16 protein-coding genes and 1 riboswitch are annotated in these 14376 nt (G+C 31.3%); of the genes, 15 read left to right on the top strand and 1 reads right to left on the bottom strand.

Annotated elements, in window-relative coordinates; genetic code table 11:
* Window positions 1-11: 11 nt before the first annotated feature.
* The 10 genes from HMPREF2953_RS09685 to HMPREF2953_RS09640 are packed head-to-tail and all read left to right on the top strand — an operon-like array spanning window position 12 to window position 9442.
* On the top strand, window positions 12-1196 hold the full coding sequence (locus HMPREF2953_RS09685; RefSeq protein ID WP_070673097.1) for a glycosyltransferase: 1185 nt from the start codon (window positions 12-14) through the stop codon (window positions 1194-1196).
* Window positions 1197-1200: 4 nt separating this feature from the next.
* On the top strand, window positions 1201-2082 hold the full coding sequence (locus tag HMPREF2953_RS09680) for a glycosyltransferase family 2 protein (protein WP_070673095.1): 882 nt from the start codon (window positions 1201-1203) through the stop codon (window positions 2080-2082).
* A complete protein-coding gene (locus tag HMPREF2953_RS09675) occupies window positions 2075-2635 on the top strand; it encodes an acyltransferase (RefSeq protein ID WP_083310599.1) in 561 nt (186 codons plus the stop codon). Before HMPREF2953_RS09680 ends, HMPREF2953_RS09675 begins: the two co-directional genes overlap by 8 nt.
* Window positions 2635-3639 (top strand): NAD-dependent epimerase, encoded by a 1005-nt coding sequence (locus tag HMPREF2953_RS09670; protein ID WP_070673093.1) that lies wholly within the window; start codon window positions 2635-2637, stop codon window positions 3637-3639. Before HMPREF2953_RS09675 ends, HMPREF2953_RS09670 begins: the two co-directional genes overlap by 1 nt.
* Before the next feature lie 42 nt (window positions 3640-3681).
* Window positions 3682-4953: a nucleotide sugar dehydrogenase gene (locus tag HMPREF2953_RS09665; protein WP_070673091.1), complete on the top strand. Its 1272-nt coding sequence runs from the start codon at window positions 3682-3684 to the stop codon at window positions 4951-4953.
* Window positions 4954-4981: 28 nt separating this feature from the next.
* Entirely contained in the window at window positions 4982-6118 is a 1137-nt protein-coding gene (locus tag HMPREF2953_RS09660) for a glycosyltransferase family 4 protein (protein WP_070673089.1), read from the top strand.
* A 22-nt stretch (window positions 6119-6140) separates the two neighbouring features.
* Window positions 6141-6737: a sugar transferase gene (locus HMPREF2953_RS09655; RefSeq protein WP_070673087.1), complete on the top strand. Its 597-nt coding sequence runs from the start codon at window positions 6141-6143 to the stop codon at window positions 6735-6737.
* A complete protein-coding gene (locus HMPREF2953_RS09650) occupies window positions 6734-7354 on the top strand; it encodes an acetyltransferase (RefSeq protein WP_070673085.1) in 621 nt (206 codons plus the stop codon). The genes HMPREF2953_RS09655 and HMPREF2953_RS09650 overlap by 4 nt, the downstream gene beginning before the upstream one ends.
* A gap of 6 nt (window positions 7355-7360) precedes the next feature.
* Window positions 7361-8500 carry a DegT/DnrJ/EryC1/StrS family aminotransferase gene (locus HMPREF2953_RS09645; RefSeq protein WP_275043966.1) on the top strand — a complete coding sequence of 380 codons (1140 nt, stop codon included), beginning with the start codon at window positions 7361-7363 and terminating at the stop codon, window positions 8498-8500.
* A gap of 6 nt (window positions 8501-8506) precedes the next feature.
* Complete coding sequence (locus HMPREF2953_RS09640) at window positions 8507-9442, top strand: LCP family glycopolymer transferase (RefSeq protein WP_070673084.1); 936 nt, start codon at window positions 8507-8509, stop codon at window positions 9440-9442.
* A gap of 107 nt (window positions 9443-9549) precedes the next feature.
* Here HMPREF2953_RS09640 and HMPREF2953_RS09635 read toward each other — a convergent pair whose 3' ends face one another.
* A complete protein-coding gene (locus HMPREF2953_RS09635; protein WP_070673423.1) occupies window positions 9550-11025 on the bottom strand; it encodes an alkaline phosphatase in 1476 nt (491 codons plus the stop codon).
* Between the two features lie 208 nt (window positions 11026-11233).
* Window positions 11234-11334: riboswitch (SAM riboswitch) on the top strand.
* A gap of 70 nt (window positions 11335-11404) precedes the next feature.
* On the opposite strand from HMPREF2953_RS09635, the gene HMPREF2953_RS11520 reads away from it, so the two are divergent.
* From HMPREF2953_RS11520 to HMPREF2953_RS09620, 5 genes are all read left to right on the top strand, one after another.
* On the top strand, window positions 11405-11578 hold the full coding sequence (locus HMPREF2953_RS11520; RefSeq protein WP_019834604.1) for a hypothetical protein: 174 nt from the start codon (window positions 11405-11407) through the stop codon (window positions 11576-11578).
* 168 nt (window positions 11579-11746) lie between these two features.
* Window positions 11747-11914, top strand: coding sequence for a hypothetical protein (locus tag HMPREF2953_RS11515; protein WP_002488268.1), 168 nt, complete (start codon window positions 11747-11749; stop codon window positions 11912-11914).
* Between the two features lie 12 nt (window positions 11915-11926).
* Complete coding sequence (locus HMPREF2953_RS09630) at window positions 11927-12592, top strand: response regulator transcription factor (protein WP_070673082.1); 666 nt, start codon at window positions 11927-11929, stop codon at window positions 12590-12592.
* A gap of 5 nt (window positions 12593-12597) precedes the next feature.
* Entirely contained in the window at window positions 12598-13494 is an 897-nt protein-coding gene (locus HMPREF2953_RS09625; protein WP_049334815.1) for a sensor histidine kinase, read from the top strand.
* Window positions 13495-13625: 131 nt separating this feature from the next.
* Window positions 13626-14375, top strand: a complete 750-nt coding sequence (locus HMPREF2953_RS09620) for an ABC transporter ATP-binding protein (protein ID WP_070673079.1) — start codon at window positions 13626-13628, stop codon at window positions 14373-14375.
* Window position 14376: the final 1 nt, after the last annotated feature.

The raw sequence follows: 14376 nt of genomic DNA, 5'->3' as shown, positions 1-14376 counted from the left end.
AGGAGTATATTATGAAAATATTATTTGTTGTCAACAACTTTAATTTTGGAGGTCCTCAAAAAAGTTTGTTGAACTTAATTTATGAATTGAAAGATACAAACACTGAAATTGACATAATTATATTAAACCAAGAAGACACCTTAACAAAATATTTACCTAAATATGTTAATGTAAAAACAATTAGTTCTAAATTTTCTATACTTATGTTGAACAAAAATAATTTAATTCGGAATATGCTTAAAAATTTAATTTCTCCTAAATTAGTTTTTAATGCTTTTATTTTTATGATTAAAAGTCAATTGAATTTGCATAATAATACGAAAGCCAAGCAAAAATTTTGGATAAATAATAAATGGCAAGAAATAGTTAATCAAGAGACTTATGATTATGCTATCGGCGTTTCAGGAGGTCATTCTGTCTACTTCATCGAAGACTATGTTAATGCAAAGAAAAAAATTGGTTGGATACGAACGGACTATAGAGTGCTAAAAAGAGATCTTTCAATTGATCGTTTTTATTTTAAAAAGATGAATGGTATGTTATCTGTTTCTAAAATGTGTTCTGATATTTTTGAAGATATATTTGATATAAAGCCAGTTACTTATTACAATAGTTTGCCAATAAAGCTGTATGAAAATATTCCAAGTGAAGAAATTAATTTAGATACTAATCACTTTAACTTATGCACTATTTGTCGATTGGATAATGGTAAAGGATTAGATTTAATGATTGAAGCCGCTAAAATTCTAAAATCTAAAAACTTAAATATTAAATGGTATTTAGTTGGCAAAGGTAAATTAGGTGAATGGTTACAAGATGAAATTATAAAAAATGACTTGCAAGATATGTTGATACCATTAGGATTTAAATTTAATACAGGAAGTATTGTGAAAAATATGGATGTATTAGTTCATCCATCAAGGTTTGAAGGTAAATCCAATACTATTGATGAAGCTTTACACTATAACATTCCAGTTGTTGCAACTAATTTTTCAACTGTATATGAACAGATAAAAGACAATGAAAATGGTTTTATTGTAAACATGAGTGGTAATGACATTGCTACTAAAATTGACCATTTATATAACAATCGAGATGTTTATCATAAAATTCAAAAAAACTTAAAACGTGAGCATCAAGAAATAACAAATAAAGGTCAAGAATTTTTAGAAACTATACTAAATATTGGAGGTTAGCATAATGTTAACTATTTTTACTCCGACTTATAATAGAGCACATACATTACCGAGACTATATAACTCATTACTTGAACAAACTGATTATAATTTTGAGTGGCTTATTGTAGATGATGGATCCACTGATAATACATATCAAATGATTGAAACATTTGATACAAAAAAATTTAATATCCGTTACATTAAACAAAAAAATGGTGGTAAGCATATAGCATCAAATGTAGGTTTAAAGGCAGCTAAAGGTGAGATATTTGTTGTTTTAGATAGTGATGATTGGTTTTATCCCAATGCTGTAGAAGTTTTTAATACAAAGTTTAAAGAAAACAAAGATATGAAAGCTTTAATTACTTTAGATACATATGAAAATGGAGAAGTAATTGGAGAAAAATTACCAAATATTGAAAAGGTGAATTGGGTAGATTTAAGATATAAATATAAGGTTAGACACGATAAGTGTTATGTATTCTCAACAAGTATAATTAGAAATATGACTTTTCCACAATATGGTACATCAAAGCATATGCCTCCTTCATATCAGTGGTTTGAATTTAGTGAACTTTATGACTGCTACTTAGCTAATATTAATACTAAGTACGTAGAATACCAAGAGGATGGAATTAGTAGTAAAGTTAAAACTAATTACTTTAAATCTGCCGAGAATTATTGTGAGTATAGAAAATTAGCTCATAAACAATTACCGACTGTAAAAGATAAGTTAATTAATTATCTTTTATATGATATATCTTGGATTGATACAGGTCTAAATTCTAAATATAAATTTAAAAATATTGAAAATTTTTTAATTTCTGTAGTATTAACTCCTGTGGCTTCAATATTATATATATATTATAAATTGAAATTTAAAAGGAGGGGGTTAATTGAGTAATATAACGTTAAATAATTTTCTTAAACTTGTGCAAATTCCATATAAAATTGTACCTAAATCAATTTGTAATCTTATATGGGAAGTTTTCTCAGTAAGTGATTCTTTGTTAGCTATTATTTATAGAAGACTTTACATGCAAAAGTATGCGAAAAAAGTTGGATCAAATATTTATATTGGTAAATATGTTGTTATAAAAAATATTCACAATCTAATAATTGGAAATAATGTAAGTATTCATTCGTTTAGCTATGTTGATGCTTATGGTGAAATTGATATCGGCAATAATGTATCGATAGCAAATCATACTATGTTAATTTCTTCAAATCATACTTGGCAAGATAATGACAAACCTATCAAATATAATCAAGTGACACCTAAGAAAATTATAATAGAAGATGATATTTGGATAGCTGCTGGTGTTAGAGTGCTTGGTGGAAGTCATATTAGAAGACGTTGTGTTATTGGGGCAGGGGCAGTTGTTAATAAAGATACAGAAGCTAATAGTTTATATGTTGGTGTCCCAATAAAAAAAGTTAAGGAGGTAAGTAGTTAATGAAAGTTTTAATCACAGGTGTTGCAGGATTTATTGGTTCAACATTAGCAAAGAAATTACTTAGTCAAGGGTACGATGTTATTGGTATTGATAACATCAATGATTATTATTCAGTAGAATTGAAAGAAGACAGACTAAAATCAATTGGTGAAGATCATTTTACTTTTTATAAAACTGATTTAGAAAATTATGAGAAGGTAAATAAAATTTTTGAAGATGAAAAGCCAGAAGTAGTAGTTAATTTAGCTGCCCAAGCTGGAGTAAGATATAGTTTAGAAAATCCAAGAGCATATATTGATTCTAATATTGTTGGATTTATGAATATATTAGAAGGTTGCCGTCATCACGAAGTAAAACATTTAATTTATGCTTCTTCAAGTTCAGTATATGGAGCAAATACAAATAAGCCATTTAAAACTTCAGATAATATTGACCACCCATTAAGCTTATATGCTGCCACTAAAAAATCAAACGAACTTATGGCGCATACTTATAGCCACCTTTATAACTTGCCAACAACAGGGTTACGCTTCTTCACAGTTTATGGGCCATGGGGTAGACCTGACATGGCACTTTTCAAATTCACTAAAGCAGTAGTAAATGATGAAACAATTGATGTATATAATCACGGTAACATGATGCGTGACTTTACTTATGTTGATGATATCGTAGAAGCAATTAGTCGCTTAATTCAAAAACCAGCTCAACCAAATCCTGAATGGTCTGGTGCTAATCCAGACCCAAGTTCTTCATATGCACCTTATAAAATTTATAATATTGGTAATAACAGTCCAGTTCGATTAATGGAATTCGTTGAAGCAATTGAGAATAAACTTGGTAAAACAGCGAAGAAAAATTATATGGATTTACAACCTGGAGATGTACCAGAAACATATGCAAATGTAGATGACTTATTTAAAAATATTGATTTTAAACCACAAACATCTATACAAGATGGTGTGAATAAATTTATAGATTGGTATTTAGATTACTATAAACATTAATTATTATTAAAATTATTTTTATATATAAAGGAGCAATTTAAAATGAATAGAAAAATAGCAGTTGTAGGTTTAGGATATGTAGGTTTACCCGTAGCAGTCACTTTTGGAAAAAAACATGAAGTCATTGGTTTTGATATTAATGAAAACAGAATTAAAGAATTAAAAGAAAATCACGATAGAACAAATGAAGTTACATCAGAAGATTTAAAAGCAACAAATATTTATTTTACTTCTAATTCAGAAGATTTGAAAAAAGCTGATTTTATCATCGTGGCAGTTCCAACACCAATTGATAAAAATAATAAGCCAGACTTAACCCCACTACTTAAAGCGAGTGAAACGGTTGGTCAAGTGTTAACACCTGATACAATCATTGTATATGAATCAACAGTATATCCTGGAGCGACAGAAGAAGACTGTGTTCCAGTATTAGAAAGAGAGTCTGGCTTAACTTGTGGCAAAGATTTCTTTGTTGGTTATTCACCTGAAAGAATTAATCCAGGCGATAAAGTGCATACATTTGAAACGATTACTAAAGTTGTTTCAGGTCAAACACCAAAAGTGTTAGACATCGTTGCTGACGTATATGGTTCTGTAGTTACTGCAGGTGTGCATAAAGCATCATCAATTAAAGTAGCAGAAGCAGCTAAAGTAATTGAAAATACACAACGTGACGTAAATATCGCCCTAATGAATGAATTGGCATTAATTTTTGATAAATTAGATATCGACACGAATGAAGTTTTACGTGCTTCAGGTACAAAATGGAACTTCTTAAACTTCAAGCCAGGCTTAGTTGGTGGACACTGTATCGGAGTAGATCCATATTATTTAACTCATAAAGCTCAAGAAGTTGGTCATCATCCAGAAGTGATTTTAGCAGGACGTCGTATTAATGATAATATGTCTAAATTTATTGCCTCTAATGTCATTAAAGGCTTACTAAAACAAGGTTTAGAAGTTCAAGGGGCAACAGTAAATGTATTAGGCTTAACATTTAAAGAAAATTGTCCAGATTTAAGAAATACAAAAGTAATTCATATCATTGAAGAACTAAAAGAGTACGGTTTAGATGTACACGTAAATGATGTAGAAGCAGATAAAGAAGAAGCGAAAAAATTCTATAATATCGACTTAGAAGATAAACAAAATTTACCTAAGGCTGATGCAATTATTTTTGCTGTAGCACATAAAGATTATGTAGAAAATAAAAAAGACTATCTAGATTTGGTGAAAGATAATGGTGTAGTACTTGATATTAAAGGTATTATTGAAGATGGTGAAATCGGAAACAAAGGATTATGGAGACTATAAACTAAATGTGTTCTATAAATAAGGGTGAATGACATTGTCAAATAAAAAAATCTTTCAATTAGTAACTGTTTCAAAGAGTATTCCATTAATGAAAGGGCAAATTGAATATTTAAGAGATAAGGGACTCGACGTGCATGTTGTATCCTCAGAGGGACCAGAACAAAACACATATTCTTCTGATATTACACATGTAGTTAACATGGAAAGAGAGATTTCTTTAAAGAATGATTTAAAATCATTAATGAATATGATTAGATTATTTAAAAAAGAAAAACCTCACATTGTTAACTCTGGAACTCCTAAAGCTGGATTAATAGGTACATTAGCAGCCTTTATTACAAGAAGGCCGGTACGTATTTATACAGTGAGAGGTCTCAGATTAGAGACCGTTACTGGTCTCAAATACAAAATTCTACATGCTATGGAAAAATTAGCTATGTTTTGTGCTACAGATATAATAGCAATATCTGAAAGTTTAAAAGATAAAATCGTAGAATTAGGTTTAGAGAAAAAAGAACATATTAAAGTTCTAGGTCATGGAAGTTCTAATGGTATTAATCTTGATAATTTTACAAAAGACAAAATAACAATTCCCTATGAATTAAAAGAAAAATTGGCTGGTCATTTTGTGATTGGTTATGTAGGACGAATTGTCAAAGATAAAGGGATTCATGAAATAATAGAAGCATTTAAAATAATACAAAAAAATTATAAGAAAGTGAAATTATTAATTGTTGGTCCAATTGAAAAAGATGATTCAATTAGTGAAGAGGATTATCAATACTTACAAAATAATTTGAATATAATAATGACAGGTCATGTTAATGATACAGTAAATTATTATAATCATATGGATGTCTTAGTTTTTCCTACGTATAGAGAAGGATTTGGAAATGTAAGTATCGAAGCACAAGCTGTTGAAGTACCAGTAATTGTCAATAATGTTACAGGTGCAAAAGATACTCTTATTAATAACGTTACTGGATATCTAGTCGAAAAAGGTAATTATAATCAAATTGCTCAAAAGTTAGAATTTTTGATTGATAATCCAGCGATAAAAAAACAACTCGGAATTAATGGTAGGGAAAATGTAGAAAGTAAATTTAGAAATGAAATTGTTTGGAAACATTTAGAAACAATATATAAAAATAATCTTCCTATTTAAAAATAAAAAGGAGGGGTGTATAATGTTAAAACGTTTATTTGATATTGCAGTGAGCGCGACAGGATTAATTATTTCAGCGCCGATTACTTTAACTGCAGCCGCTGTTATTGCTAAAAAATTAGGCAAACCTGTACTTTTTAGACAAGTACGACCTGGTCAAGATGGTAAACCATTTGAAATCTATAAATTTCGGACAATGTCTGATAAAAGAGATGAGAATGGAGAGTTATTGCCAGATGATCAACGTATGACACCAGTAGGGACATTTATTAGAAAGTCTAGCATTGATGAATTACCGCAATTAATCAATGTATTAAAAGGTGATATCAGTTTAGTAGGGCCTAGACCATTATTAATGGAGTATTTACCTTTGTATAATGATGAACAGAAAAAAAGACATAACGTTAAACCAGGTATAACTGGATGGGCTCAAGTGAATGGACGTAATGCGATTAGTTGGGATGAAAAATTTAAATTAGATGTTTGGTATGCAGAGAATCAATCATTTAAATTAGATATGTATATTATCTATAAAACAATTATTAATATCTTACAACGTAAAGATATTAATGCGCCTAACCATGTCACAGCTGAGAAATTCAAGGGGAATAAAGTATGAGCCACCCCATTGTTCTAATCGGAAAAGGTGGACATTCAAAAGTGATTAAAGATATTATAGAAGCGGATAAACAATACTATGTAGCTGGATATCTTGATCATGCAATTAATGAATATTACATGGATGAAGACAAATTTTATGATAATTTAGATAATATAGAGAAGTATAAAGATGAATGTTTCTTTGTCATTGCTATCGGTAACAATTATGTGCGCCAAAAATTATTTAACTCGCTAGATATTCCTGTTAATCAATACGCGACGTTAGTTCATCCATCGGCTATTGTAAGTTCTAGTGCAAAAATTGAATGTGGTACAGTTGTTATGCCACATGCAGTGATTAATGCCGATACCACAATAGGTAAACATGTCATTATTAACACAGGCGCAATTATTGAACATGATAATAACATTGCAGATTATGTTCATGTATCACCCAATGCCACTTTAGCGGGTGGCGTCACTGTAGGAGAAGCTTCTCATATTGCAATTAATGCTGGTGTATTACCATTAGTCGAAATAGGTAGTCATTGCATAGTAGGGGCAGGCGCTACAGTAATCAATCATGTAAAATCAGAATCAACAGTTATTGGAACACCAGCTAAAACTAAGGAGTGAATAAAAGTGGAAGAGGAAAGAATTTTCTTATCTAGACCACATATGGGCGGAACAGAATTGAATTATATTAATGATGCATTCGATAAGAACTGGATTGCACCATTAGGTGAAAATGTAACAGAGTTTGAGAATAGTATGAAAGATTATGTCGGTGTAGATGCAGCAGTTGCTGTCGGTAGTGGGACATCAGCAATACATTTAGCTTTAATTGAAAGTGGCGTTCAAAAAGATGATGTTGTTTTTTGTAGTTCATTAACATTTAGTGCTTCAGCCAATCCAATCATTTATCAAGGAGCAACTCCCGTCTTTATAGACTCAGAAATGAGCTCTTGGAATATGTCTCCAGATGCATTACGTAAAGCGTTCGAAACATATTCTGAAAAAGGTATTACACCTAAAGCAGTCGTGGCTGTTAATTTATATGGTCAATCAGCTAGAATGGATGAAATTAAAGACATTTGTGATCAATATGGTGTGACTTTAGTTGAAGATGCTGCAGAATCTTTAGGTGCTGAATATCATGGCCAAAAAAGTGGAACATTCGGTAAATTTGGAATCTTTTCATTTAATGGTAATAAAATTATTACTACCAGTGGTGGCGGTATGCTTATTTCTAATGATAAAGAACATATCGAACATGCCCTTTTCTTAGCAACACAAGCTCGAGATAAAGCGTTACATTATCAACATAGTCAATTAGGATATAATTATCGTTTGAGTAATATCTCTGCTGGTATTGGTAGAGGACAAATGGAAGTATTAGATCAACGTATTGAACGTCGCAGAGAAATCTTTGACCGATATAATCAAGAATTTGGTAATGTGGATGGATTTGATTTCCAACCAGAGCTACCAAATTCTAAATCAAATCGTTGGTTAACTGCTTTAACAATTGATGAAAATAAAACAGGCTTTACAGCATTAGATTTAATTGATGCACTACAAAAAAACAATATTGAAGCACGTCCAGTTTGGAAACCGATGCATTTACAACCGTTCTTTGAATCATATGATTATTTTAAAGAAAATGAAGATAATAGTGCTTATTTATTTGAACATGGTGTTTGCTTACCTTCTGGATCAGACATGACTGATGAACAACAAGCACGTGTAATCGAAATTATTAAAAGTTTGCAGAATGAGTGATGATGAATGAAAAAGAAAAAATCAACGACATTTAAAATTATCATAACAATTTTAATTTTATTGTTAGTATTGATTATTGGGCTCGTTATCTTTGCATTTGCTAAATTCCATTCGCTGAACAATTCAATTAAAGAACCATTAGATAGAGATCACTCACAACTAAGACAAAAAAATTTAAAAGATGGCGATCCAATGACCGTTGTGTTATATGGTATTGACGATGATGCACAACGTCATCAAGAAAATTTAGGACAGCGTAGTGATTCGATTGTACTCATGTCGATTAATCCAAAAGATAACAAGACAGTAATGGTAAGTGTACCACGTGATACGAGAACTGAAATTGTGGGTCACGATTCAACGGAGAAAATCAATCATGCGTATGCGTATGGTGGCCCTAAAATGGCAGTGAATTCGCTTGAAAAATTAATGGATGTACCTGTTGATCACTATATTGCAATAAATATGGATGGGGTAAAAACCGTTGTAGATGAAATAGGTGGTGTAGATATTGTCAGTGATGCTACATTTAAATTCCATAATTATCAATTCGAAAAGGGTAAAAAATACCATATGGATGGAGATCAAGCTCTAACATATATGAGAAGTCGTAAAGAAGAAGGCGCTGGCGGTGATGGTGGACGTCAATTACGTCAGCAACAAGTCATCACAGCTGTTGCTAAAGAAGCGTTCTCAATGAATTCAGTAACAAAATTAAACAGTATATTTAAAGCAGCACAAGATAATTTAAGAACAGATTTAAGTTTTATCGAATTAAATAAATTTAGATCTGATTATAATAAAGCCGATAATAATGTAGAACGTTTAATCATTGATGGTCAAGATGACAAAGGTGACGACGGATTGTACTATTTCTATCCCAATAAAGATAGCTTAAACGAAGTAAAACAAAAAATTAAAGATAATTTAGAAATGAACTAATGATGTAAAAAAGCACTTTAGCAGTTTTTTACTTGCTAAAGTGCTTTTTTGACCATAAAACAAGACACGCTTCAATTATAGAGAGCGTCTTATCTATGAGCTAAATATTATTGTTGATTTTGGTTAGACGTGACATCTTGACTAAAGAAGTCGAAGATGTTTTTCGCACTATCCGTGTTATCAATGTTACCACGGAATTTATCAGCACCTGGACCATATGCATAAGTATTTACATCTTCACCAGTGTGACCATATGTTGTCCAACCAGTATGAGATGCATCGTTAATTGGTTTTTGAATTGCATCTTGTAATTGAGTTGTTGCTTCTGCAATTTTTGGATCATCGTCATTTTTAGCTTTATCTTTAACGTCTTTTAATTCTTTCGCTGCATCTTTAACTTTATCTAATTGTTTTTTAGGGAAGTCGACACCATAACCTTCATTGATCACTGTTTCAGGGTCTTTACCTTTAGCAATTTGTTCAGTCATGTAACTTCCAGAATGTTTCATTTTATGAATAGCGTCTGGATTCCATACATAATCTTTGCCTTTAGCGATGGATAAACCGCCAGTTGAGTGGTCAGCAGTTGCGACAACTAATGTATCTTTATGATTTTTTGCATAGTCGATAGCGTTTTGGAATGCTTTATCGAAACCGCTCATTTCTGACATGACACCAGTGATATCATTAGGATGACCAGATTTATCAATTGACGCGCCTTCTACCATTAAGAAGAATCCTTTATCATTTTTTTCTAATTTAGATAATGCACTCTCTTCCATATCTGCTAATAATGGATTTTGTTGTGGTGCATCAATTTGTAACGGCATATTTTTTTCAGCAAATAAACCTAATACTTGGTCACTTTTTGAGTTAGCTAAGTCAGTTTTATTGGTTACATAGTCGTAACCATCTTTTTGAAATTTCTCAGTTAAATGACCATTTTCTTTACCGAAGTATTTAGAGCCACCACCTAAGATAACATCTACTTTATGTTGGCCATTAATTTTATCGTTATAAAATTGTTGTGCAATGTCATCTTTTTTATCACGACTATCTACATGTGCAGCATACACAGCTGGGGTTGCATCAGTGACTTCTGCTGTTGTCACTAAACCAGTTGATTTACCTTGTTCTTTAGCATATTCTAATACTGACTTTAAAGGTTTTTTATCATTATCTACAGAGATTGAACCATTATATGTTTTATGACCTGTAGCGAAAGCTGTGCCACCTGCAGCTGAGTCAGTGACATTTTCTTTAGGATCATTAGGGTTAGTACGGTTAGTCCCTTTTAAATATTTATCAAAAGCAGTTTGATCTAATGCTTTGGTATTAGGATTATCTGCATAATAACGGTAAGCTGAATTATAAGAAGGACCCATACCATCTCCAACCATGAAAATCACATTTTTAGGATTTTTAGTGTTACCGATGGCCATGTAATCGCCATTTTGACCTTGTTGATCTTGAGCACCTTGTCCAGCACCAGATGCGAATGACACATGTGTTGTACCTAATACTGAAGCAGCTAGAATTGAAGTTGCTACTGTGGTTTTTCCGAATTTATTGATGAAACTCATCATTAAAAAAGCCCCCTAATATGTAAAATATAGATTACTTACATCTTTATATTAAGAAACTTTATTTGATTTGAAGTAAGTATTTAGTAAACTTTAGTTTAAGGTATTGTAAAAAACTATTAACTTATCATATTCTATAATTTAATAAATCAATTTAATATAAAGAATTGAAAATGTATGTTACAATAGTATTAAATAAAATAGTTTGATCTTATTAAGAGTAAGTGGAGGGAATTGGCCCTATGAAACTTCAGCAACTGCGCTTTGCGTGAGGTGCTACATCCAACAGGATTTCCTGAAAGATAAGAAGATGTCGACAAGCGCTTCTTATTTAAGGAGGGCTATTTTATTTACCCAAATTAAAAAAGGTGGTAAACATATGACAACATTACAAGAACTATTTAAAGAATTAGATGATTGGGAACAGCATAGTCCTAAAAGTTGGGCAGGAAGTATGGGAAGAACAGCAAAAATCAATGATATCAAAAGACAAATTAAAGAAGCGATCACCATAGAAGATATTAGAAAGTATATTTTAAATAAAGAAGATTAAAAGTAAAAGAAGCATGGGAGTGAGACGGCGTATTCAAAATGAATTCGAATCTCGCTCCTTACTTTTTTATGAAACAGTTAATCTCGAATATATTCAATTTAAAGAAAAAGCGTTAAAATAAAGTTAAAGAAATCATGTCATGAATAAATATATAGAGGTGAATCAATAATGATATTCGTAATGTTATCTCCTTTACTGATAGTTGTATTTATCGCATTATCTATTATGGAAGAAAGAAAACGTAAGAAAAAAACGAAACATAAAGAAAATAAATTTGAACAAGAAAAAAATAAAATGTCTAATCCTAATGACAATAATGATCATGACGCAAAATAAAGGATGAAAAAAATGAAAGTATTGATTGTCGAAGATGATGTCGTCATTGCAGAAAGTCTAGGGAATGAACTCTCACATTGGAACTATGAAGTGAGTATTGCTAAGCAGTTTGATAATATTCTTGAAGAATTTAAAACTGCAGAACCTGAACTTGTGTTATTAGATATTAATTTACCTACATTTAATGGTTATCATTGGTGCCAAGAGATACGTAAAGTATCTAATGTCCCAATTATTTTCATTAGTTCGCGTACTGACAATATGGATCAAATTATGGCAATTCAAATGGGGGGAGATGACTTTATTGAAAAGCCATTTAATTTGTCACTTACTATAGCGAAAATTCAAGCATTGCTACGTAGAACATATGATTTAACGGTTTCAAATAATGAGATGACTGTTAAAGGGTGTAAGCTCGTTGTTGATGAAGCCACACTATATTACAACAATGACTCTGTACAACTTTCGTTTACTGAATTACAAATTTTGAATAAATTATTTCAAAATGCAGGGAAATATGTCAGTCGTACAGCAATCATTGAAAAATGTTGGGAATCGGAGAATTTTATTGATGATAATACGTTAGCAGTAAATATGACACGTTTACGAAAAAAACTGCAATCTATCGGTATTGTTGATTTCATTGAGACAAAGAAAAATGTAGGATATAAGGTGTAAATATGATGTTAAAAGCGTTTATAAAATCGATACGTCATCAAATGATGATAGTAGCTTTATTTCTATTACTTTTCTTGGTGATTTTCTTTCTTTTTAATTTGCCTTTTAATGCATTCTTTCTAGGTATGGCAATTATTCTTTTCATAATGATTATTTTTTGGTTGATTCAACTTAGTGGATTTCAAGAAGCAGTGTCTTTAAAAGAAGAAGTTGCTGACTTAGAAGATGAATTACAACGTGTAAAAAATGAACAAGCTGCATACCAAGTCAATGTTGAGAACTATTTTTTAACATGGGTGCATCAAATGAAGACACCTATTACCGCTTCAAAACTTCTTCTAGAAAGAAATGAAGATAATGTAGTGAATCGCGTGCGTCAAGAAATTATACAAATTGATAACTACACGAGTCTTGCACTCAGCTATTTAAAATTAATGAATCAAGAAACGGATATGTCTTTTTCGAAAGTGACCATTAACGATCTCGTTAAACCGCTTATTATGAAATACTCGATTCAATTCATCGACCAAAAAACAAACATTCATTACACACGTTGTGAAGATGAAGTACTGACTGATGTTCAATGGTGTACGATCATGATAGAACAAATTCTTAATAATGCCTTGAAATATGCACGAGGTAAAGATATTTGGATGACGTTTAACAACGAAAATCATGTGCTATCTATACGAGATAACGGTGTAGGAATTAGTAAAGCCGATCTTCCCAAAATCTTTGATAAAGGCTACTCGGGCTATAACGGAAGACTTCATCAACACTCAAGTGGCATTGGATTATTTATTGTTAAACATATATCGGCACATTTACATCATAAAGTAGAAGTGTCTTCAACGCTCCATGAAGGAACTACATTTGACATACATTTCCCAGAAAATAATTAAACTTTCAATAATGTAAGGACAACTAGTAACATTTTTAAGAAATGATTAATGTTACTGGTTTCTTTTTGTTTTATGATAGAAGTAAGTGATAAATTAAAGAGTTCAATGAAAAGAAAGGAAGCATGGATATCATGTTGTTAGACGTGAATAATGTAAAAAAAATATTTGGAAGAGGCCTGAATGCTACGACCGCATTAAATGGCATTTCATTTAATGTGGATAGGGGTGAATTTGTAGCAATTATGGGTGAATCTGGATCTGGGAAATCCACTTTACTCAATTTAATTGCAACTTATGATAAAGCTACTGAAGGTACGATAACAATTGACGAGCAAAATATCCGTCAATTGCGTAATAAAGAAATCGCATATTTCCGTCGAGATCATTTAGGTTTTGTCTTTCAAAATTTTAACATTTTACCGACGATGACAAATAAAGATAATATCTTAATGCCGCTTGTACTTGCGAATCGCTCACATCAAACGATGCGTCATCGTCTTTATCGCTTAAGTTATCAGTTACATATTGAACCACTTCTTAATAAGTATCCTTTTGAAATATCAGGAGGAGAACAACAACGCGTGGCTATCTGTCGAGCACTGATTAATGAACCAGATTTGTTACTCGCAGATGAGCCTACAGGTGCACTTGATTCTAAAACTTCTAAAACGATTATGGAACTATTTAGAGACATTAATAAAAATGAGCAAACCATTTTAATGGTGACACATTCGGCTGTGGATGCTTCCTATGCCAAACGTATTTTGTTCATTAAAGATGGCCGTTTATATCATGAAATTTATCGAGGGGAGGAACTACAATCAGAGTTTCAAAAACGTATTGCTGATAGTTTAGCAATGCTTCACGAAAGTGGTGATTAAA

This window comes from Staphylococcus sp. HMSC072E01, assembly GCF_001814125.1.
In the GTDB taxonomy this organism is placed as follows: Bacteria; Bacillota; Bacilli; order Staphylococcales; family Staphylococcaceae; genus Staphylococcus; species Staphylococcus hominis.
Note: the sequence above shows the minus strand (reverse complement) of the source record. Positions and strands in the feature narration are given on the sequence as shown.